14 protein-coding genes are annotated in these 23681 nt (G+C 47.7%); 9 read left to right on the forward strand and 5 right to left on the reverse strand.

The window, feature by feature from the left end:
- Window positions 1-387: 387 nt before the first annotated feature.
- From AC1RR2_RS18835 to AC1RR2_RS18855, 5 genes are all read left to right on the forward strand, one after another.
- Entirely contained in the window at window positions 388-1527 is a 1140-nt protein-coding gene (locus AC1RR2_RS18835; RefSeq protein ID WP_493223818.1) for a histidine kinase, read from the forward strand.
- Window positions 1520-2707 carry a sensor histidine kinase gene (locus AC1RR2_RS18840; protein WP_493223819.1) on the forward strand — a complete coding sequence of 396 codons (1188 nt, stop codon included), beginning with the start codon at window positions 1520-1522 and terminating at the stop codon, window positions 2705-2707. The genes AC1RR2_RS18835 and AC1RR2_RS18840 overlap by 8 nt, the downstream gene beginning before the upstream one ends.
- Window positions 2680-3468 carry a LytR/AlgR family response regulator transcription factor gene (locus AC1RR2_RS18845; protein WP_493223820.1) on the forward strand — a complete coding sequence of 263 codons (789 nt, stop codon included), beginning with the start codon at window positions 2680-2682 and terminating at the stop codon, window positions 3466-3468. The genes AC1RR2_RS18840 and AC1RR2_RS18845 overlap by 28 nt, the downstream gene beginning before the upstream one ends.
- 691 nt (window positions 3469-4159) lie before the next feature.
- Window positions 4160-4348, forward strand: coding sequence for a hypothetical protein (locus AC1RR2_RS18850; RefSeq protein ID WP_493223821.1), 189 nt, complete (start codon window positions 4160-4162; stop codon window positions 4346-4348).
- A gap of 38 nt (window positions 4349-4386) precedes the next feature.
- Window positions 4387-7515 carry a TonB-dependent receptor gene (locus tag AC1RR2_RS18855; RefSeq protein ID WP_493223822.1) on the forward strand — a complete coding sequence of 1043 codons (3129 nt, stop codon included), beginning with the start codon at window positions 4387-4389 and terminating at the stop codon, window positions 7513-7515.
- Between the two features lie 153 nt (window positions 7516-7668).
- Here the strand turns inward: AC1RR2_RS18855 and AC1RR2_RS18860 are convergent, their stop codons facing one another.
- From AC1RR2_RS18860 to AC1RR2_RS18875, 4 genes are all read right to left on the reverse strand, one after another.
- A complete protein-coding gene (locus AC1RR2_RS18860; RefSeq protein WP_493223823.1) occupies window positions 7669-8724 on the reverse strand; it encodes a hypothetical protein in 1056 nt (351 codons plus the stop codon).
- A 24-nt stretch (window positions 8725-8748) separates the two neighbouring features.
- Window positions 8749-9606 (reverse strand): class I SAM-dependent methyltransferase, encoded by an 858-nt coding sequence (locus tag AC1RR2_RS18865; protein WP_493223824.1) that lies wholly within the window; start codon window positions 9604-9606, stop codon window positions 8749-8751.
- On the reverse strand, window positions 9603-10973 hold the full coding sequence (locus AC1RR2_RS18870; RefSeq protein WP_493223825.1) for an FAD-binding oxidoreductase: 1371 nt from the start codon (window positions 10971-10973) through the stop codon (window positions 9603-9605). The genes AC1RR2_RS18865 and AC1RR2_RS18870 overlap by 4 nt, the downstream gene beginning before the upstream one ends.
- Before the next feature lie 100 nt (window positions 10974-11073).
- On the reverse strand, window positions 11074-11454 hold the full coding sequence (locus AC1RR2_RS18875; RefSeq protein WP_493223826.1) for a DUF805 domain-containing protein: 381 nt from the start codon (window positions 11452-11454) through the stop codon (window positions 11074-11076).
- Between the two features lie 589 nt (window positions 11455-12043).
- Between AC1RR2_RS18875 and AC1RR2_RS18880 the strand changes: the two genes are divergently transcribed.
- From AC1RR2_RS18880 to AC1RR2_RS18890, 3 genes are all read left to right on the forward strand, one after another.
- Complete coding sequence (locus tag AC1RR2_RS18880) at window positions 12044-16804, forward strand: NAD-glutamate dehydrogenase (protein WP_493223827.1); 4761 nt, start codon at window positions 12044-12046, stop codon at window positions 16802-16804.
- 229 nt (window positions 16805-17033) lie between these two features.
- The gene (locus tag AC1RR2_RS18885) at window positions 17034-19169 is read left to right on the forward strand and encodes a DEAD/DEAH box helicase (protein WP_493223828.1); all 2136 of its coding nucleotides are present in this window, start codon (window positions 17034-17036) and stop codon (window positions 19167-19169) included.
- Between the two features lie 28 nt (window positions 19170-19197).
- Window positions 19198-19815, forward strand: a complete 618-nt coding sequence (locus AC1RR2_RS18890; protein WP_493223838.1) for a DUF2290 domain-containing protein — start codon at window positions 19198-19200, stop codon at window positions 19813-19815.
- A gap of 332 nt (window positions 19816-20147) precedes the next feature.
- Here AC1RR2_RS18890 and AC1RR2_RS18895 read toward each other — a convergent pair whose 3' ends face one another.
- On the reverse strand, window positions 20148-21974 hold the full coding sequence (locus AC1RR2_RS18895; RefSeq protein WP_493223829.1) for a hypothetical protein: 1827 nt from the start codon (window positions 21972-21974) through the stop codon (window positions 20148-20150).
- Between the two features lie 581 nt (window positions 21975-22555).
- On the opposite strand from AC1RR2_RS18895, the gene AC1RR2_RS18900 reads away from it, so the two are divergent.
- Window positions 22556-22807, forward strand: a complete 252-nt coding sequence (locus tag AC1RR2_RS18900; protein WP_493223830.1) for a hypothetical protein — start codon at window positions 22556-22558, stop codon at window positions 22805-22807.
- Window positions 22808-23681: the final 874 nt, after the last annotated feature.

Genomic DNA, 23681 nt, shown 5'->3' on the forward strand with positions numbered 1-23681 from the left:
AAACTGTTGTACTGGTATCACTTTGCTGACCTGAACGACAAGTGGCTCGCTGTTTGGATTTTGGATTTTTTCGCCCAAGTCTTTAATCGAAATATCTATGGCTTTATCTTCGGCTTCCTCCGTGTCTTCAGCTGCAAAAATAAGACTCGGTGAAGCACAGCGGCGGATAAACCTTGTTGGACTGAACCGAAGCGAGTCGCTTGCTTAAGGGGATTGTATGCGAATTGGCTGAGGGATTGCTAGTAGATTGGCAAGGCAATTCATTCATCTATGCCGATGTAAGTGAAAACCATCCCGCTTTTCTCCCGCTTGATCCCAAGCCAGATGCATTTATCCCAAAGTCGTGGCAAGCTGTAACATTCTTTCTATGCTTATTTCCTTACGCCCATGCAGGCTAGCTTCGATCACCTCAGTTTGACGACGGTTCCCGATATCGCTTGTTCTAAAAAGACCATGTGGCGATCGATCGTTGTGGTCTGGTTGTTGTGGACGGTCTTACTCTTTTTGGCGACGTTTGCGAATCTTTATGATCTGCGCAATGTGGGTGCGCCAGTCAATATTCAGCGCCAGTTGTTTAAATTTTTTGTGATTCTATTGCCTTGGCCTCTGTTGAGTACAGGTTTGATGTTGTATTTTGCTAAGCTGCAGGGCGCTATCCATTGGCGCCTGGCTGTGAAGACTTTTTTGTTTCTGATACTGGTATTTTTACCTGTACACGTCATTTATGAACACGCATTTATCGCGTTTCGCATTAAGAAGCATGAACCGAGTTGGGATGAGATTGTGCAACTGCTTTCACCTATGCAAATTTGGGTGGATGTCATGGTGCTGTTGTTTAGCTTTTCGGCCCATCTGGCTTTCAGTTACTGGCAACGTAGCCGTCAGCAACAGATGATTGCTATTCAATCCCGCCAGGACTTACTCGCGCTGAAGTTACTGCAATTGCGTTCACATCTGGAACCGTATTTTTTATTCAGCTCGTTGGAGGGAATAGAAAATTTGCTGATCAATGCCGAAGGCTCCTTGGCCACGCGTGCCTTAGCACGATTGAGTGATTTGTTACGCTATGTTTTAGAGTCTTCGCAAGAGACGGAGATTAGTATCGAGTGTGAGATTCGCTTTGTCCGAGACTATTTAAGTTTGCAAAACCTGCGTTTCGCCGATCGCTTGCAGATTGAGTGGGCATTGGAAGCCAGAGATTGGTCGGCGCACCAGATTCCACCATTGCTACTGTATCCCTTGTTTGATTATGCGCTGCGCAATATGCAGGTGAGCTTGCAGCATGCCAGTGGGCGTATCCGGGTTCAGGCAGCTATTGTGCAGAATGTCTTGCACCTGACGCTTGATTTTAGTGGCGATGCCGGGCAGGTGCCAAGCATGACGGAAGAATTGCAGGCGGTGCAGCAACGTATCGCGATATTGCAAGGCAAGGACGCTGCGCTACGTTTTGTGCGCCATGCGGATTCAGAAGTATTTGCCCATGGCGTCGCATTGGATTTCCCTTTGTCGGAGCTTAGTGATGCTTAGCGCCAGAACACCATCGGTCACACGCGACACTCGCAGTTACCAATCGCTGATCGTGATTTGTGTGCTTTCGTTTAGCCTGTGGAGCTGTATTGCCGTGTTTCATGTGCTGGCAGTTTTTTTGGATGCTGATACTCAAAAGTTGACGCAATCTAGAGCCTCGATATTGATACAATATTTGTTGATTTTTTCACCGCTATCTTTGGGGAACTGCTTACTCGCAGTCGCCATTTGGCTCAAGCCAGAAGCGATGTTGAAACCGAGTGCTATGATATTGAGCGCCTTGTTGTTGGTGGTCTTGGGGCTGCCACTCATTACGGCAAATAAGGTGATGATTACCTTGCTGTTCGCGGATCAACCGCTGTCACTTTTTCTCTCTGAATTCAAAAAATCCTCGGCCTTTATTTTATGGATAGATTTGTTTTTGATTCTATTTTCCTATTTTTTACAAGCGGGATTTGCTGCCTGGCAGCGTACGGTGGCGCGTGAATTGGAACTCATCTCGACCCAAAATGAAGGTATGGAATTGCGCCTGCAACTCCTGCAAGGGCAATTGAAACCGCATTTTCTATTCAATGCACTCAATAGCATCAGCGCACTGGTTCGTGGTGCGGACCGGCAGCTAGCCGGCACTGCCTTAAAACAACTCAATGCCTTGTTACGCTTTGTACTTGATTCGAGTAAGCACGAATGGTTGAGCGTGGCCGATGAATTACAATTTGTGCGCGATTATCTGAACATGCAGTTACTACGTTTCGGCGACCGCATGCAGGTAGTTTGGCATGTTGAGGACCGAGATTGGCAGGCAGTACCTTGTCCACCTTTATTGATGCAACCCTCAGTAGAGAATGCGATACACCACGGAGTAGAAACCCACCATGAGCAGTGCCGCATCGATATAGAACTGAGCATGGTGGATGGCAAGACCATTTTTCGCATTCGCAACGCCAGGTTTGCCCCTGCCAAGGCGAGCGGTGGACATGGATTAGGCATCGCTTCCACGCGCGAACGTTTGCAAATACTCTACCAAGGGCAAGCTAGTTTGGAGACGACTCAAACAGAAAATGAATTTATTGCCGAGATTCGTATTCCTCTGAGTCGTCAACTTGAGCAAGCGACTTTGGCATCGCCTAGCGCAAAAGCTGAAAGCAAAAAATGGACACCCAAAAATACAAAGTCATGATGGTCGATGATGAGCTACCGGCTCTGACCAATATGCAATACGCCTTAGCCGATCACGCAGAATGGATGCTAGTCGCTAGCTGCCATTCCACGGCTCAAGCCCGCCTCATTTTGCAAAACGAAGCTATCGACTTGGTCTTATTAGATATAGAAATGCCGACGCAATCGGGCTTAGATTTTGCGCGCGAATTGATTCTATATCCGCAACCGCCTTTGATTGTTTTTATCACGGCTTACAATAAACATGCGGTCAGCGCATTCGAGATTTTTGCACTCGACTACTTACTCAAACCTTTTGATGATGAACGCTTTGCTGCCATGCTGGCACGCGCCCGACATGCTCTACAGACCAAACAACAATTAGCCCAAAGCGCAGTGATGCAAGATTATTTTCTGGAAAAAGATGCGGAGAAATCCGGCGCCGCCACACCCAGCCTAAGTCATGTCGCCGTGCGCTCAGTCGGTAAGATAGAACGTATCGACATCCGTGAAATAATTTGGTTAAGTGCGGCCGCTAATTATGTGGAATTGCATTTAGTCGATCGCGTGATTTTGCATAGAACCACGATTTCATCCATGGAACAACGTCTACCTAACGCGCAGTTTTTACGTTTGCACAGAACGGCGCTGGTGAGAGTCGATGCCATTCGTACTCTAGAAACTTCGCCCGACGGCGCCTATGCGGTTTTGCTGAGCAATGGCGATACGGTTCGGGTGAGTGATAGCCATATCAAAAAGGTCAAGCAGATCTTGGCTCGATAGTGCAAGCTGTTTTCCTTCTCCTTCAAGGTTAGGCATAAGTATCTAGACATGTCAAACCAAGCGCAAAACCCATTAACCGTCACTCCTGCGTAGGCAGGAGTCCAGCGTCTTTTGTTGAGCAACAGACGCCGCTGGATTCCTGCTAAAAGCACGCAGGAATGACGGCAATAGCGCTCGCTTTATCGACGTCATACATTAGGCTTTACGACCATAGATTCTGTAGGGCGGATGCAACCCGCGCTGTTCTGAGGCCTGATGATATGAGCAATGTTAATCGGACTTGAGTCGTTTCATGATTTGCGTCCAGGTTCGCAGCACATAAAGCTGAAATCTGGATGCCGCGCATTATCAAAATAAGATGCTGTATGACTTTAGAATGGGTCTTTGCCATTTGAAATTTCCTCATTCAATTTCAGTGATTTCTAAAATTGGGGCAAGCTAAACTTCTGTGCAAAAACACTACAAATTCTTGCACTTCATCCCACCATTTTTTCGTTTGATCCCAGCCCGAAAAATAGTCTCCCAAAGTTATTGATGTTCATCCCGCCAAGCTGGTGAGATGAAAAACCCTATGCCAAAGTTCACATCGCTGGACGACCTTGAAGTTTGATATTTGAACATCTTCGCGACGAGAATTGCCTGATTTTTTGGATATCAAACGCCAGCTCCAACCCTATTTTCAGGACATTTTATGTACAAAAAAAGACGTAGCGGCGGCTTGGCGCGGGTTTCTTTTCAATCTCGTTCGGAGCGTATTTTTGAAGCGAATTCTTCTACCGGGAAACGCAGTGTTAAAGCAGATATTTTGCAACATCAGTCTTTGTTGCAAGCGCTGCTCAAGAATACTTCCAGCAAGCACAGCAGTCACTCCAATTATTAATACATTCAAAGCAGCTTAATTGCACATCAAGGAATCATATGCAGAACCAGACTCATCGCTTTAAAAAAACTTTATTGGCACACGCCTTGGTCATGGCGTTTGGCGTCACGCTGACGTCGCTAGGCGGCATGCAAGTCGCTTACGCGCAGTCGAATGCCAGCGGCACCATCTACGGTAAAGTAGAGAATGCTGCCGGCGCCTCCATCTCCTTGCAAAATACCGATACCGGTCTGAAACGTCTGGTTAACGTAGATGCGGATGGACGCTACACCGCGACCGCGTTACCGCCGGGACATTACAAGGTGGAGTTATTGAAAGGCGGCAAAGTCGCTAATACCCAAGAGCTTGATATCGTGATTGGTCAGGGTGTCGAAGCCTCATTTGTCGGTGCTGCTACCCAGACCGTCACGGTGTCAGCCGTACGCTCCAGAATTGACGTGTCGAATACTAATAACGGCGCGATTTTCACTGCTAAAGATCTGTCACGTTTGCCGATACAAACCAATTTGACAGCGGTTGCCCTATTAGCCCCTAACACCACCAAAGGCGATGCCGCATATGGCAATGTCGCCAGCTTTGGCGGTGGCGGCGTATCCGAGAATTCCTATTATGTGAATGGTTTTCCGGTCACCAATCCCTTATCGCAAACAGGTTCCACTGCTTTGCCTTGGGGCGCTGTGCAACAGACCTCGGTCATCACCGGTGGCTTCGGCGCGGAGTTTGGCCGCTCTATTGGTGGCGTGATGAATATGACGACCAAGAACGGCACGAATAACTGGGAAGCTGGCGCTACTTTTAGCATCAGCCCGAATTCTTTACGCGCCAAACGTGCAGATATTTATTACCCATATAACGGCACAGTGACCGCACCAGATGGAAAAATTCGTTTTCGCACGTCTTCACGTGAAGATAGTGTCAAGCAATACGGTCTGACCTTGGGCGGCCCACTCATTGCGGACAAATTATTTGTATTTGGTGCAGTTGAAAAAGTCGATAGCTACACTGGACAAGTCAACGGCGATCTGGTTGCCAGCAATTCTTTGAAGGACAATGGCTGGGCAAAAACCAATACTGAGACGGTGCGCTATTTGACCAAGATTGACTGGAATATCACCGATGATCATCGTCTGGAATGGACCTCGATCGGTGATCGCACCAAATCGGTGGTGGGCACCTATGGTTACGACAAAGTCAGCGACACGCATAACAATGTCAAGTTCACCGAAACCACGGCAACCAATCCTGCCGCACTTGGTGCCGGTGCGCAAACCAATATGTTGAAGTACACAGGTCAATTGACTCAGGATTTGACTTTGACCGCGATGGGTGGTCGCTTGCGAGCACCACGTGGCGTGACTTACTTCGGTAGTGACCCAAACAACAGCAGCATTCATACTGTCTCCTCCACAGTCGATGGACGTCAGCCGGATTTGAATAAGCTCGGCTTGTATAGCGTCAATGCGAATCGCTACGGTGGTAATTTGAGCCGTCCGGGTGAAGATCAGTTAGATTCTTTACGTCTCGATCTTGAATACAAAATGGGTGCACATACTTTGCGTGCAGGTCTGGATCGCAATGCGATTGAATCCGGCATGGCGGGTGTAAAGAGCTCGGGTAATGGTACCTGGACTTATCTCAAAGTGGATGGTGATCCGACCAAACCAGCTGAAGTCTCGAATGGTCGTCAGGCGATTGTGGCCAATTATGGCGGCTATGGCACGCAGGGCTACTATGTCAATGAATTCATTTTTGATAGTTTGACTTCAGCCAAGGCGACACAGTCTGCGCAATATTTGGAAGACCGTTATCAAGCCACAAAAAATCTCCTAATCGTTGCTGGTTTGCGTAATGATCAGTACAGCAATTTCAATGGTGACGGCGAGAAGTTTATCAATATGAAGAACCAGCTGGCACCGCGCTTGTCCGCCTCTTGGGACGTCAACGGTGATTCAAGCTTGAAGGTATTCGGTAGTGCTGGTCGCTATTATCTGCAATTGCCAACCCAGGTAGCCGCTCGTGCCGCGAGTCGTTCTACCTATATGAACCAAGACTTCACTTACACCGGCATCGATAGCAATGGCCAACCTACCGGCTTAAAAGCAATCAACGTCGCTTCCTCACCCGATGGAGAATCCGGTACACGCAAAGACCCACGTTCGATTGCATCGCGCGATCTCAAGCCTAACTTCCAAGATGAAATGACTTTAGGTTTTGAAAAGGCGGTCAGCCCAAGTTTAAATCTGGGCTTGAAATTCACTTACCGCAATCTGGGCGCGGGGATTGATGATACTTGCGACACCCGTTTGATCGCCGATTACTCCAAAAAAGCAGGCCTCAGACAAGATGGTGTACCACGCGACTATTTGTCTTGCTGGATTTTCAATCCGGGCGAAGCCTCCACGATTTGGGTGGAGAGCCACAATGACCAAGGCGATGCGACCGGTAATGGCCGTTGGGTGACGTTTAGTGCGAAGCAAATGGGCTATCCAAAAGCTGAGCGCAAATATACGGCGATTGATATGTTTGCCGAACATCCATTCAGTAATTCCTGGTACGGCAAATTCAACTACACCTGGTCGCGCAGCAAGGGCAATATGGAAGGTCAAACCAATTCCGACACTGGCCAGCTCGATGTTGCCGTGACAGCCAACTGGGATTTTCCTGAGTTCATGACCTTCGCCAATGGGGTTTTGCCAAACGATCGCACCCATCAGATCAAAGCTTTCGGTTTCTATGAATTGAATTCTGAATGGAATATCGCCGCGAATCTCTTGCTGCAATCGGGACGTCCTAAAACATGCCGTGGCACCGATTTGGTCTCCGAACATGGTGAAAATCCGAACTACCCTATCGGTGCAGAGTGGGGTGGCCCAGGTTACGGTTCAGCGTATAGCTTCTGCGACGGCAAACCAGCGCCGCGCGGTTCTTTAGGACGCATGCCGACAGAAAAACGTTTAGACCTGAGCCTGACCTACAAGCCGCAGCAACTTCAAGGCATGGTGTTTGGTGTGGATGTGTTTAACGTCTTTAATGATCAATCCGCCTTAACTCGTAATGAGTCCTATGGTAGCTCGAACGCTAAATTAGGCTCCACATATGGCGGTGTGCGTCAGTACGCCGATCCACTGACAGTCAAATTGCGCGTGGAATATAACAAGAAATTCTAAGCAACTTGAGTTTTACCTAGTTGTGTGGAGACAGCCGGGGGGAATTCGGCAGTCATTTGCGAGCCGTTTGCACTTTGTGCGAACGGCTCTTTTTTATTGTTTACTACTCAAACCGCTGGCAGTTGAGGTGGTGCTAGGGAAACCGGCATTTCTTCAATAGTCGAACACATGTTCAATCTCAATCTGCGCTTGATCCCATTCTCGTAATGAGGAAGCGAGTTGATGGACTGGGATCAAAAAGGCATATCGCTGCTTGTCATTTTGCGTGAGAATCGTTTGCGTAAACAAGATTCTTTGTTTGTCTGAAGGTCTCCACTGTTTTGGCCCCAACACACTCACTAAGATAAAGTCGCGATTTCCTGCGATTTCTTGAAAGTTGATGCCTTGTGCGGCGATGTTGCGGGCATAAGAAGTGAAGGCTTCATAACGTGGAATGGTGAGGGCAGTAGCGCCATTGTCGAGCTTACTCAGGATTTGCAAATGGGGCAGCTGGGCGGTGTTCGTAGGAGCCGCATTAGTGACCACGCCTGTTACAGGTAAGGGGGCATCGTAGATCGATTTTGTGCCAAGTTTGATCAACTTGGCGTAGATCATCTTCGCGCTATATTCGGTGGTTAAAGCAAATTTGCGTTCCCACTTGCGTAACATGTTTTTGCCCGTCCACGAAGTCTCGGACCATAGACTTTGTAGTTTGTCTGCATAGGCGTACTCATACCAAGGATAGACACGGATGAAGTCGACATAGTCCTGCGCCACTTTGGCCGCATATACATCTTCCTGAGTCGTAGCGCTGGCGCTTGCCTCTGTTAGACGTCCAAGCAAAGTTTCATAGGCTGATTTTAGGGCGTATTCAATAGTAGTGCTGACGCCAATGACCATGACCATTAAATGATAGCCAGGGTTGGGAGGTAAGTTTTGTGCGCTGGCTTCATTACTGACCGCGCGATAGCTCTGCCAAAATTGGCCGAGATGACCGTAAAACGGAAATTGGCTCGCAGGTTCACGAGCAATAAAATTGGCATATTCATTTGGGCTGAACACTAAGAACCACTCTGGAAACGTCAATAAAGTCTGCTCCAATCCACGCTGATGTTCAGGAGGAAGTGCCGATTTTGGCGCCGTGTCAGTGCGCATGGCAAAGGCTGAAAGACATAGTAGTAAGGAGCAGGCCAAAATGGAGAAGAGGCGCGAGGATTTCATCGTGTTCATTTAAAGTCCTTGAAGGAGATCGTTCTACTTGATGAAGGCCATCAGTACATTATCGGAAGGATCATGCGCCTGTAATTCACGGTGACCCAAGTCGCGCAAACCATGACGGGCAAGGATCTCAACCCATTCGTTCACAGGCCGGAAGAAGCGCAACTCGGCTTGGTTGGTTTCCCAGCTTTCATTTAGACCAGCATTAAATACGGTGTGCACTAAGGATACAAACGTACGCATCTCTGGCGTGGTGACATCATGATCACGCAAAATAAACATGCCACCGGGACGCAGTACGCGTGCGATGGAGGCCACAAAAGCATCTAATTTATCGAGTTCTATATGATGCAAACCGATATAGCAACTGAGCAAATCAACGCTATCTGAGGCGATTTCTGGATTGAGTGGCGCATAGTTATTGAGTGGATAAAATTCGCCCAACTTGCTGAGCTGACCTCGCTCTGCAATATCGATAGGTGAATATCCCGGCGCCACTTCATTGACCAAAATGATAGTACCTTTGACCTTCACATGTTTGCGTAGTTCGCTGATGTAGCGGCCTGTTGAACCGATTTCGAGATAGGTATTGATGTCGCGCTTATTCCCTAACAAGCGTAGAGTTTGGCGAGCCATTTCACCCTTTTGTTTGAAGAGTGAAGGTAAGGCGAGACGTAAATCGGCGAGGAAGGGTTTGATATTAGGCAAGCCGCGCTGAATGCGGCGATATGTCGCTTCATCGTTGTTATGTTCTTGGCTGGCTTGACGTATCAAGTCATGGAATTGATCTTCGGGATACAGACGATAGATGTTTTGTAAAAACTTGTAGAAGCGATCGCTCCATGCAGTATCGGAAAAAACAGCTTTAAACTCGGAAGAAGGTATGACTGTCATGTGGTGTGTTCCGTTTCAGTAAGAGTGGGCGCATAGTACTTATCCCAAAGTACATTGCGAAAGCGAAAATCAGGATCGAGTTTTCGCTTGAGTGCGAATAGCTCCAGCGCGCGCGGGTAGGCACGATGAAATTGTTCACGGCTTGCGTGAGGTTGGTAGGGCAAATAATAGCTACCACCGACGCTAATGGCCGCATCGATTAGCTCACGGGTCCATACCGCGACTTGTTGTTTGGCGTGATCCTTGGTGCGCTGCTTGTAATACAGTACGAAAGCGAAGGTTTCACCGCGGGCCCAAGCCATAATGGAGCCCGGATCAGATAGCGCATGGCGTACTGAAATATTGAGTGCGTTGACTTGATGTCGTTGCAGAATTTCTGCCATTTTCGGTACAAATTCATCAAAGCGATCCACCGGCACAAAGTACTCTTGCAGCACATAGGTACTGAGTTTACGAGATGCAGGTTCTAATTCGGCAGCGTCGTAGCTGGCTTCGTAATTGCGCCAATGGACCTTCTTGAAGAAATACAAGATAGGGTCGATGAGGTATTCACGGCGCCATTTGCCCAGCGGTGTTTCTGAGATTGCCCATACAAAATAGCGACTGATAGGATAACTTTGCCCACCCTTTTGCAAACGTTCTGCTTGCGTCACTGCCTCTTCAGTGCGTGCCCAAGTTACCGAGCGCACCCGTTGGTAGTGTGGCGGATAAAGATCAGCATTGTGAAAGACCGCATCTGGAAAGTAACGCACCTTGGATTTGAAATGCGATATGTATTCCGGGGTGCTCATCTTACGGGCGAGGCGCTTTACCCGTACGTTGTCTTCTAAATCTAATTCGACCTCGACGATGACGCCTAAGCCGCCATACCCGCCGATAACGGCAAAAAAAAGTTCGGCATCGTGTTCACGGGATGCTTCCCGCAGGCTACCGTCTGTCATGACGATTTTGAATGAGCGCACAGATAAGATGATAGGACCTAGTCCCATGTAGCGCCCATGCACATTCACACTTAGTGAACCACCAACCGTGAAGTTCGCATAGGTTTGCATAATCTTGACGGACAGATTATGAGGGTCAACAAATTTTTGGATATCGCACCAACGTATGCCGGCTTGTACATGGATGCGCTTTTCGCCAGGATAAAAGGCGATCACTTGATTCATGTCGCGCATATCGAGATGCAGACTAGCTTCACTGGCAGTTTGGCCGCCCATACTGAAATGTCCACCTCCGACAGAGATCGGGCCATCGGTTCGACAAATGGTATCGGTCACGTCGGCGATGTTCTTGGGTTTGCTGATGGCCCAAACACGAACGGGATTGAGGCCGGTGACATCGTTAACGATCAAATTCGAATTTTTCACAACAGGTGGCTCTCACTTAAATGCACTAAATTTATTGACGACGTTCGATAACTTAAGCAATTAAACAAAATCGCTGGCGCCTCAGGCATTTGAAACAGTTTTAGCTGACGACTAAGTAATCGCCTTCACGGTGCAAGGGATTTTTGCCCCAGCGATTGTCATCAGCGATACCGGCACGGAAGGCGAGCTGCCACATCAGCCAAAGTGCGCCGAGAATAGGAATCAGGATGAGCAACAAATACCAGCCAGAATAGTTGCGATCATGCAGCCTTTGGATACAGGCGCAGCCCAGTAATATCAGAGCGGGAATATTGACTAGCACCACACTCACTTCGACTGGCAGCGGTTCAGTCAGCGTCACTCCCGCGTAAATACCACACCAAATCAAAAAAGTTCGTAACCAGAATCCACCACGTGAAAGGCGAACTTGGTGAGCGAAGAGCGAGCCTATGAAAGAAGTCGTAGAGGAAGAGGTCGACATGAAATGGTGATGGAAGAGGATGTAAGGAAACTAAGATTCTATGGCAATTAGCTTGATTTGTGCCAGCATTGCACGCGGATCTTTTTTTTATTGAATTTTAATGACGGACATTGTTTAGCGATCTTAGATTTCTGATCTCTTCAAGGCATCGCTAACGACGTAAGTCCAATAACTCATGCGCGTGCTGCCTTTTCCCGCTTGCGGGAGAGGGGACATTCAGATCAACAGATCTCGTCGGGTTGCACCCGTTCTACCGATTCGCATATTGATTTCAATGGCAAAACCTCAACACCGATCAGCAATTTGATCTAAGCCAAACTAAGTTCTCGCACCTACTGGTCTTACTGTCTGGCAGATGTAATTACGGCTACACTAGCGCCGCTCATTAAAGTGGCATGGATTCTGTAGAAATTCCGTTCGCCGATTTGTCATTCCCTCTCGAATGGAGGATACTTGCAATATGGGAATTTCTAGAGACTTTCCACTAAGGTTGGCGGCGCGACTTCTTACCCAGAAGACGGCTGTTGCGAAACCGATAAAATTAAAACGAATTGGCACTTCTTGAACTTTAAACAAGTAAGGAACAAGCATGACCTCATCCCATTTTGCCGAACTCATGGCATATGCCCAAGAACATTCTGGCTCAGCCAGCAAACGTCAAGGCGGCTTTATCGCTGCTTATTTTGAAAACACCGATCCTGATGAAATCACCGCCCGTGGCGCGGCGAATTTGTTTGCTTTGGCGAACGCGCATTGGCGCTTGTTAGATTCGCCCCGTGCGGCGAATAGCCCGAAGATCCGTGTATTTAATCCTAGTTTGGCCGAAGATGGCTTTGTCAGTGAACACACGGTCGTGCAGATCGTGAATGACAATATGCCTTTCCTGGTTGATTCGGTGACGATGGCGATTAACCGCAGCGGTCGTACCGCGCACTGGATTGTCCATCCCTTGATGAGCGTGTCGCGCAATGCCGATGGCAGTATTGATACGGTCAGCACAGTCGCCGCAGCGCAAGCAGCAGGGCGCAATGATGCGGTCGAATCCTTGATCTTGGTCGAATGCGACCGTATCGTCAGCGCCGCCGAGCAACAAGCTTTGGTTGATGAATTGACGCATATTTTGGCGGATGTACGTGGTGCCGTAGTCGATTGGCAGCCGATGTTGAGCCGCGTTAAAGAACTGATAATTGCTTCAGAAAAATTCACAGGCACGCATCAAAGTCATGGCGAGGGCATTGCTTTCTTACGTTGGCTCGAAGACCGTCACTTCACCTTCCTCGGTGCGCGTGATTACGAACTTAAACGCAACGGCAATCAAGTCAGCCTGGTTGCGCTGCCAGATTCTGGCCTCGGTATTTTGCGCGGTAAAGTGCAAACGAACGAAACGCTTTTGCCACCTGAAGTCGTGGCGCTGATCGATTCCGAAGAAACCGTGTTGGTCACCAAAGCGATGACACGCGCCACCGTACATCGTCCCGCTTGGCTCGATTACATCGCGGTTAAACGCTTTAACGATGCAGGTGAAGTGATAGGCGAATCGCGCTTCCTCGGTCTCTACACATCCACCGCCTACTCCGCACCGGTCAGTGAAATCCCACAAGTGCGTCAACGCACAGCCGCCGTCATGAGCGCAGCGGGTGTCGTACCTGAGAGCCACGCAGCAAAAGCCTTGCAATCGATTCTGGATGATTACCCACGCGATGAATTATTCCAAGTCGATACCGCCACTTTGACTGACCACGCGATTGGCATTTTGCGTTTGCAAGAACGTCAGCGTGTGCGCTTGTTCTTGCGCCGTGATCCATTTGGTCGTTTCACATCAGCGCAAGTATTTGTGCCACGCGATCGTTACAACACCGAATTGCGCGTCAAGATCAGTACCGAATTATTGACTGCACTCGATGGACATTCCATCGAATTCACGCCTATGCTGACCGACAGTCCATTAGCGCGTATTCATTATTTAGTACGTGCTAAAGCGGATGCACCATCGAACGTGAATGTTTCTGCACTCGAAGCGCGTATCGCCAAACTCGCCCAGCGTTGGGAAGATGATTGCAGCAATGAACTCTTGCGCACGCATGGCGAAGGCCGTGGTCTGGATTTAGCCAATCGTTTTGCCAATGCCTTCCCTAGCGCGTATCGCGAAGATTTCACACCACAAGGCGGTGCCGAAGATGCCGATATCTTGGCGCATCTGTCCAAAGCATCGCCATTGGCGGTTAAGTTGTATCGCCCACTCGATGCAGTCGCTGGCTTGTTACGCTTTAAGATTTACAACACCTCTAAAGTGGCATTGTCTGATTCCTTGCCAGTGTTAGAACGCATGGGAGCACGCGTGCTCGACGAACATCCTTACCACGTGGCCGATGGCGACAGCGAATTGTGGATACATGATCTGGGTTTGCAATTACCGGTCGAAACCGATCTCACCGCAGTCAAAGCGCGCTTTGAAGAATTATTCTGCCAAGCATGGCGCGGTGAAGTTGAAAGCGATGATCTGAATCGCTTAGTCTTAAACACAGCCCTCGACGCACGTTCCATAGCCGTTTTGCGCGCTTGCTCACGTTATTTCAAACAACTCGGTTTCGCTTACAGCCAAAACTACATCGAAGCGGCATTGAATAAAAACTGTGGCATCACGCAATTGATCGCAGAATTATTCGGCGCACGTTTCAAGCCAGACTTTGTTGGCGACCGTGATGCAGCACAAAAGCATATCCGCGAACAAATCGAAGCCGCGATGAGCCAAGTCGCCAGCCTCGATGAAGATCGCATCTTGCGCCAATTCATCGCCACGATTTTGGCGACATTGCGTACCAACTTGTGGCAAACCACAGAAACAGGTGCGTTCAAGCCTTACATGAGTTTCAAACTCAATCCACGCGAAGTGCCAGGCGTGCCAGAACCAAAACCATTATTCGAAATCTGGGTCTATTCCCCACGTGTCGAAGGCGTGCATTTACGCGGCGGCAAAGTCGCTCGCGGTGGTTTGCGTTGGTCTGATCGTCGTGAAGATTTCCGTACCGAGATTCTTGGTCTGGTCAAAGCACAGCAAGTCAAAAACACCGTCATCGTGCCTGTCGGTTCTAAAGGTGGTTTCGTCCTTAAAAATCCACCAGCGATGAGCGACCGCGAAGCCTATCAAGCTGAAGGCGTAGCGTGCTACAAGATCTTCTTGTCCGGTCTGTTAGACGTGACCGACAACATCGTCAAAGGCAATGTCGTGCCACCGACCAAAGTCGTGCGCCATGATCCAGATGATCCATATTTGGTCGTTGCTGCTGACAAAGGCACGGCAACTTTCTCTGATATCGCCAACGGCGTCTCCGCTGATTACGGCTTCTGGCTAGGCGATGCATTCGCCTCCGGTGGCTCGGTCGGTTACGACCATAAAAAAATGGGCATCACCGCACGCGGTGCATGGGAATCGGTCAAACGTCATTTCCGCTCATTCGGTCACAATACGCAAACCACACCATTCACGGTCGCGGGTATCGGCGATATGTCGGGTGACGTATTTGGTAACGGCATGCTCTTGTCGGAACAAATTAAATTGGTGGTGGCATTCGATCATCGTCATATTTTCATCGACCCAAATCCGGATGTCGCTAAATCATTCGCCGAACGTCAGCGCATGTTCAATCTGCCGCGCTCCAGCTGGGAAGATTATGACAAGAGCCTGATCTCCAAAGGCGGTGGCGTCTATCCACGTGGTGCCAAATCGATTAGCTTGACACCCGAAGCACGCGCCGTCTTAGGCATAGAGACTGAAGAACTCACCCCAGTCGAATTGCTCAAAGCGATCTTGCAAGCGCCAGTCGATTTGCTCTACAACGGCGGTATTGGTACCTACGTCAAAGCGGCTTACGAAACCCACGCTCAAGTCGGCGACAAATCCAGCGATGCTTTCCGCGTCAATGGTAACGAGCTGCGCTGCAAAGTCTTGGCAGAGGGCGGTAACCTCGGTTGCACCCAAAACGGTCGTATCGAATTCGCACAAAAAGGTGGCCGCATCTACACCGACGCGATTGATAACTCCGCAGGTGTCGATTGCTCCGATCACGAAGTCAATATCAAGATCTTGGTCGGCGCGATCACCGAAGCAGGCGATCTCACGCTCAAACAACGTAATGACTTGTTAGCCTCGATGACCGATGAAGTCGGCCACTTAGTCTTAACCGACAACTACTACCAAGGTCAGGCACTCGACATCGCTTGCCACCGTCCTTTGTATGTACTCGATGGTCAACAACGCCTGATGCAAACTTTAGAGCGCCAAGGCCGCTTGAATCGTGCGATTGAATTCCTCCCATCCGATGAAGAAATCGCCCGTCGCCGCGCGCACAAACAAGGCCTCACCGCACCAGAAAACGCCGTCGTCTTAGCCTACGCCAAGATGGCAGTGTTTGATGAATTGGTCGCCTCTAATTTGCCAGACGACCCATTCTTCAGTCGCGCTTTAAAAGCCTACTTCCCACAAGTCTTGTCTGAGAAGTTTGCCGATGCCATCGCCAATCATCAATTGAAACGTGAAATCATCGCCACCTTTATCACCAACACCGTGGTCAATCGCACTGGCGCAACCTTTGTGAATTTCATCGCCTCAGAAGCCGCCGCTTCCGCCGCCGATGTGATCCGCGCCTTCACACTGGCACGCGAGATTTTTGATCTAGAAGCATTGTGGGATCAAATCGATGCGCTCGATTACAAAGTCGATTCTAAATTGCAGTTAGACCTGCTCAGCAAATTGACTGCCATCGCACAACGCGCCTCACGCTGGATGCTACGCGCCCGCACCGCGAACGCCGACCTGCCAACGCTGATCCAACGCTACCAACCAGGCGCACGCGAACTCCGCGCCAACGTAGCGACCTGGTTACCAGCCGCAGCCTATGCCAGCTTGCAAGAAGCCAGCGCAGCTTTGGTCAAAGCCGGTGTTGAAGCAGGCCTGGCAGAAAACTTAGCCGCGCTGGAATTCATCTTCCCAGCTTTGGACTTAGTCGATCTGGCACAAAGCACAAGCAGTGATTTAGAAAAAGCCGCCCGCACCTATTTTGGCGTCGATGCCGAATTAGGCTTAACCGGATGGCGCGATCAAATCAACCGCCTGCCAACCGACACGCTATGGCAAACACAAGCCCGCGGCAGCGCCCGCGACGACGTGTATTCCATCGCCAGCCAAGTCACCAAATCACTGCTATCACGCCAAGAAGACATCGCAAGCTGGCGCGAACAACACACAGCAGCGATTGTGAAGTTGAATCAATTGTTGGCGACGATTACCACGCAGGGCGCGGATTTGGCACCGGTGTCTGTGGCTTTGCGGGAGTTGCGTAGTTTGGCTTGAGTTGGTTGAAAAGTTGGGTGGGCACGTTTTTGTTGCCCATCCATTTTTTTGAATGAATCAGAAGTCACTCAAAATGTGAATGATGTATGGTGGTGTTGCATTTCATGGCGTGGCATCTATTTTTTGAGTACATTAATATGCCTACGTATATAAGCTATTTTCCATATTTTCCATTTTCCCATCTGAAATTAGATGACAATCATGGATCACAACGTACTCTTGGATAACAATGGACATTTTTCCACGCAATTATCAATTTCACGGATCAGCTTCGGCTCAAAGATTATTAGAACACCTTCGCGATCATCAAGATCATCTTGATCTACAAGATGCAATTGTATTTTGTGAGTTCCCACTTTTTCGTGAGGACGAAGAAGTGATGCTGTCGCAACTCTTGGTTATTAGCGAAAAGCATGGAGTTATTATTTTTGGAGCATATTCTGGTCTTTATAATGATGACTTTTCAGGTTTGCGTAGCTTATTAACGCAAACCGAAGCAGTGTTTAGTCATATTTACTCTAAACTAATCAAAAGTCCAAGATTGCGTCGAAACCGGACTACTTTAAATTTCGCCGTTGACGCATGTGTTTTTGCACCTGAGGCTCCTATCACCGAGAACCAGTTGAGTGAAGATACTCCAACCCTCAAAACTCTTGGAGAAATTTCATCATTCTTGGAAAGCAGGCTCGGGCCTTTGATGGAAAAAACGACGTTCTTCGAAATTACGTCTGTTATAGAAGGATCAAAAGGACTCATTCGGGTTAAAGAACGGAAAACTGATTCCTTTCCCGCTACATCCAAAGTTGCGCTTGTTAAGGCGCTTGAAGAGGAAATTCGACGGTTCGATAGAGAACAGCGGCTATGTTACATGACCGAAGTGTTTGGACTTCAAAGAATTACCGGTCTAGCAGGTTCTGGCAAAACAGTAGTATTGGCGATGCAGGCGGCGTTGGCACATTTAAGGAATCCGGAAGCGCGTATCGCTGTCACGTTCTATACAAAAAGCTTGTACCAGCATATTAAGCAATTAATAACGAGATTTTATCGTCAATTTGATGATAGAGACCCGGATTGGGATAATCTTCGTATCCTTCATGCATGGGGTGGGAGCGTTAATGAAGGCTTGTATCATTATTCCGCTCGAGCGGTTGGTGAACAACCATTGACTCTTGCTCAAGCAATTAGTTTCAACTCAAGACGTCCATTTGATGAAGTTTGTAAAAGATTACTTAACAGTGGAAAAGTTACTCCACTGTTTGATTACATTTTTGTGGATGAAGCGCAAGATTTTCCGCCTTCTTTCTTGCGCCTTGCGCTAAAGTTAGCAATAGAAGAAAAACTTGTGATTGCATATGACATTTTTCAGACTATTTATGATGTTGAGGTGCCAACAGCAGAAGTTATTTTTGGAACGAAGGAAAATGGAGAGCCACTCGTCTCATTTGAAGAGGACTTAGTATTGCATCGCTGTTATAGAACTCCTTTGGAGATACTGGTTTGTGCACATGCTATTGGTTTTGGTCTCTATTCAAGCAAAGTAGTGCAGATGTTGGAGTCCAAGGAGCACTGGGAAGATTTTGGTTACAAATGGATTTCTGGAAGTCTTGAAGGTGGTTCGACTGTCGAGGTAATCAGGCCAAATGAAAATTCGCCAATAAGTATCTCTGGTGCGAACCATGTTGACAATCAGATTACTGTAAAGACATATTCGAACATTACGGATGAGGTAAATGCTATAGCAGACCGTATTGAAAAAGATATTAAGAATGAAGGTCTTTCGGCTGATGATATTCTTGTCATCTGTGCAGATGATAGAAATGCAAAGGGGTATTTTGGCATATTAATTGCCGCACTATCTAGCCGTAGTATTCGATCGCACAATATGCAAGATGGTTCTTATTCCATTAAGAATTTTAGTGAAAAAGATCACGTTACGTTATCAACAGTTTATAAGGCAAAGGGTAACGAAGCGGTTGCCGTGTACGTTCTTGGAATTGATGCGCTGTTTCATTCGCCAAATGCTCGTTCAAGAAACACTATATTTACAGCTATGACTCGAGCTAAGGGATGGTTGTGGGTTTCGGGTATTGGCGCGTCGGCTGAAGCTTTTAAGGCAGAAGTTGAACAAGCTGTGGGTAACCTTCCGTACTTGCGGTTCAAATATCCAGAAGAAGCCCAGTTAATCAGGTTGAAGCGTGATTTATCATATGATGGTGCCGCATTGGCCGAGGCGACGATGGAAGAGTTGGAAAGAAGTCTAAGTGCCGATGATTTAGAGCAGCTTCTCAAAGCCAAGCTAATGGATTTGCAACGCAAGCGTAGACAAAGTCTAGCACCGGTTCGACGTAAATCTTCTAAATTTTAATATGGTACCGTCTAGAACGAATGCTTTGATGAGGGCTGCCGGTTTGAGATGCAATCTAAATCAAGACTTCACAGTTAACGCAGACATTATTCGAGCGCAACGAGAATTATCTTATGAAAAAATGTGGCGCCTTGCACATGATAAAAAATGGTTTCATATTCAATTTGAAGACCTTAGTATCGTCCAATTCCAAAATAATCCTTCACCGTCATACCACTTGATTGAATGCCCACTTGATGTTCCACCTTTGGGTGAGTTTATGAAAACTTTGAACATGAACTACCGGTCGAGAAACGATACTGACGTCGTTGAATTTTATGCTGAAGCAATCGATACAGCTAGTCTGAAACCACATGTCACGCCAATTCGCTACGATTATGATTTTAAAAGCTATCGTAGCGGCGTTCATCCTGCTGCACATTTGCATATTGGACTAGAAAATAATATTCGCCTTGCTTTGCCAAGAGAGATGAATCCTTTGTCTTTTCTTCTTTTTGTAATTCGGCAAAAATACCCGTTGAACTGGGAGCGTCTACTAGAGAATAATATTTCTAACTCTTTTCAAAAATCGGTTCGTCATGCTTTGCCCGCAATCCCTAAAATGTATTGGGGAGAAAAAGATTTGTGCGAAATTTCACTAACCTAAAAATTTAAATAAAAAGGGTCATGCCTTTTATTTACCTCAAGGAAAATCGAGGGTCAAGTCTTGATATAACACATTATTGATCTGATCAAAGTGCTTAACTTTGGCGTAAGGTGGATCGTAGAAGAACAGGCTCGATTTTTGAATCAGCTCCTCCTATTTTGTATGATTCGGTAGTGACTCAAATTGCGAGTTAGATTTGGTGATGTTGCATGTCAAGACTTGACCCCATTCTTGCTGTTTTTCTTCATGTTCATTCTATTCACTACTCGGGGATGTACGCCCAATTAAACATCACGCAGTACATACCACTGCGTGATGTTTTGTTAACAAAGCTACAGTGAGCAACCAATTCCTTTACCACCTGAATGGCACCTAGGTTCTTTGATAACGACTATCGGGGTGGTTATCCGAGCTGGCTCAGCAGGTGCAGCAGTGGCAGTGGCAAATCGACGCGGGGACGCAAAGCTAGGTACAAGTTTTTGCGATATGTCCACAGCGGCGACTAGAGAGTTACAGAGGGGGTGATCGGGATCGATAGAACATGCAGATCCGATCGTCTTGCCGAACCGCTCTTGCAATGTCCATTGACGTAGCGCTTCATTCATCGGTTGTAACTCTTTTTCCGTTTTAATCTCGGCCAGCTTGGAATTGCAGTATTCAGGCTTCGCAGTATATTTTTTGCAAATTGTTTCCACATCGCCAATATCGGGCAAATTACCTGCTACCAGCGGCAGCTCAGCAAGTTTGCGAAGGTAGGTTTCGTTTAAGGAATCTACATTCAAGGCCACAGTGGTGCCTTCAATCTCTTTATAGTTTCCTCTTGTAGCTTGCATGATGCGAGAAACAAAACTGTCACTTTCGGCTTTGCGCAGACTGATCGCACCTGGGCTAAGATTGGACTCAGTGACTAATTTATCGAGCGTCATTTTTTGCAGGCATTGGGCAGCAGAAAAGTCTTTCGGAATTTTGGACAAGTCGCAAATAATGTCGTCTCTGCACCATTCCACAACTTTTCTGATGCAATTTGCAATCCCATTAGTAAAACGCGACTCATCTGCCAGCTCAGCCACTAAGCAACTCTCACCAGGAGTTCCTTCCTCTTTCAAGTCTTTGCAAAGGTTACTGTCTGTTTGAACTTTCTGAAATGGATATTGGTAAGCAATACGACCGACGGTGGCTACGCGGTAGGTGCTTGATAGCTCATCAAATTTTTCAGCTAATTCGGCTAAGTAAGTTATTTCCTTTGGTGGTGTGCGTACAAACTTCATATTGGCCGGAAAATCTGGATGTGCTGCATAGGGCTGTAAGATCACGGTAAATGGCGCTGCATTGTCTTTCGTGATTTTGCTGGCGAAATCCTCCAATACACCGTAGGCATTCTGAACGCTCGAAGCCAGCACAGGCGTGCCGCCAGTTTGCGTGGAATTAATCGAGGTCTTTCCATCGTTCATTAGCTTTTTAAGTTCTGAAGTAACGCCAAGGGAGGCCTTGAACTTACCGGCGCCACCAGAGATTGCGGCTGACATGCGTGTATTTCGCTCTTCAATGGTGGTTTCCACCGAGAATTGCGTTAGAAGATCACCACCTCGCTCAATTGCCACTACGTATGAATCACCACAGGCCTCATAGAATTCTCGTAGGCCAGCACGCCGTTCTTCCACATTGGCCGATTTGGACGCCTTGACTAGTTTATCGAGGTAAATTTTAACGATCTCTATTTGTTTGCTCTTTCCTATAGGAGCGAGGTAGTTACCAAATCGACGGTAACTAACTTGCGCCAAAACAGCGCGCTTATTGCGCTCATTGGTGAAAGTGTCTGCGAAGCTGGCAGAACCTTTGATTGCGCCATATTGTGCTGCAGCGTTGATGCGCAAAGCCTTGTAGATTTGATCGCGACTGGTTAATTCAGTGAAGGTATAACTTAGGTTTGAGCTGTCTAGATCGCCTTTATCGCCGCTCACACAGCTGCGTGCTACTGGAATACTCTTAGTTCCATACCAACCACGTGCCAGTTCGACACCTTCAGCAGGGTAGGCCTCTACGAAGGCTATCAGTGCATTTGACTGAGCAAACGTTGAGGTAGAAGAAAATCCAACAGCCAAGGCGACAGCGGCCTTCACGGATAATCGGAATAGCTGGTCTATCTTAAATTGAATCATGAAAACTCCCTAATTGTTCAGAGGTAATTGTGGTGATGATCGCAATATTGAAGCGTATGTCGCGTTCATTAAGGTCACGAGCAGGCTCGTACATCGATACTTATTTCATGTACTTCAGGAATTGCAGGTTGCCCTGTGTAAAAGATAAGGAAGTGCAAGCAACCGAGTTAAACGCACTACAAGATTTGGAGACATCTATCTTTATGAATATGACTAAAAATAGATAAGTAATTGTATAGTTAGTGTGAAATGAAAGGAAGATAAAAGATGCTTTGCTGGTCTTTGAGAAAAAAGCGCGGGGTCAAGTCTTGATATAACACATTAATGATCTGATCAAAGTGCTTGAATTTTGCGTAAGGTGAATCGTAGAAGAACGGGCTCGATCTTTGAACCAGCTCCTCCTATTTTGTATGATACGGCAGTGACTCAAATTGCGAGTTAGATATGGTGATGTTGCATGTCATGACTGCTCTATTCTGCCCGTGGGTTGGGCAACGCACAGAAGCTGTTGACAGCTTCCGTTACGCTCGCCCAATCAACATTCAATCATCAGAATTGGATGCGCAAAGTAGGAGTATGTCATGAGCAGTTTATCTTCTGTTCCCAGTGTGGAGCCACTAGCGAACGCTGAGCCGACAACGATCACCATACCTATAGTACCTATAGTACGCACCGGTCAAGCACATAATCAACTCACGCGCACCGAGTTTGGTCGACGCTACCGCGCCAGCTTTATCGATCCTGCATTTGGTGCGGAAGACCTCGCCATTGCCAGACTAGAAGAGATCGCTTGGCAGGCTTATCACGCGGGTCGCAAAGCACCGTTTACGTAAAAGCACGGGGTCATAAAAGCACGGGGTCATAAAAGCACGGGGTCAGGCCTTACATTTGACATTCAAAGCACGGGGTCAGGCCTTACATTTGACATTCATAAAAGCACGGGGGTCAGGCCTTGCATTTGACATTCATCAGTAAAGAAATCGGAGGGAGAATGGCGTTGGCTGATGTCAAATGTCAAACGTATGGCCTGACCCCAAAGTGGGGTGAGGTATCGAATTATAGGTTTTTGACTTAATAGATTCCGCCAAGCGCGGCGTTGCTGTCACGCTGATCCTGCCACGGCAGCTACGACGCCTTGCTGCACGCAGACTTGAAAACCTTCGAGAGACGAGCTGTCATCATTCTCGTCAAAACTGCCTCGAAAAATACATCCCTTATCATCGCAAATACATCGCAAACACATCGCAAATTCTAATGATACTTCTCGGTTAAACATGGTCGCACCTAAGTGTCGCTTTTGGTGGGCAACTGCAAAGCAGTTCAATCAGGTTTTGCGCGCCTCAAAGAAATCACGCTGGAATAATGACAACGCCGCCCGCTAACTCAGCGTCTACAAGAACAATTCGTGCACCTTTGTGTGTAATGCTTGTGACGGCACGAGGCGCAACATGGATACGCCGGAGGTCAAGATTGCATCCTATTCTGCCCGTGGGTTGGGCAACGCACAGAAGCGGTTGATAGCTTCCGTTACGCTCGTCCAATCAACATTCAATCATCAGAATTGGATGCGCAAAGTTGGAGTATGTCATGAGCAGTTTATCTTCTGTTCCCAGTGTAGAGCCACTGGCGAACGCTAAGCCGACAACGATCACCAACCAAAGGGGTCAGCATCGATTAAAAGAATACGGCACTGACAATTTTCGTTTG

It is taken from the genome of Undibacterium sp. GW821-FHT11H02 (genome assembly GCF_058808015.1).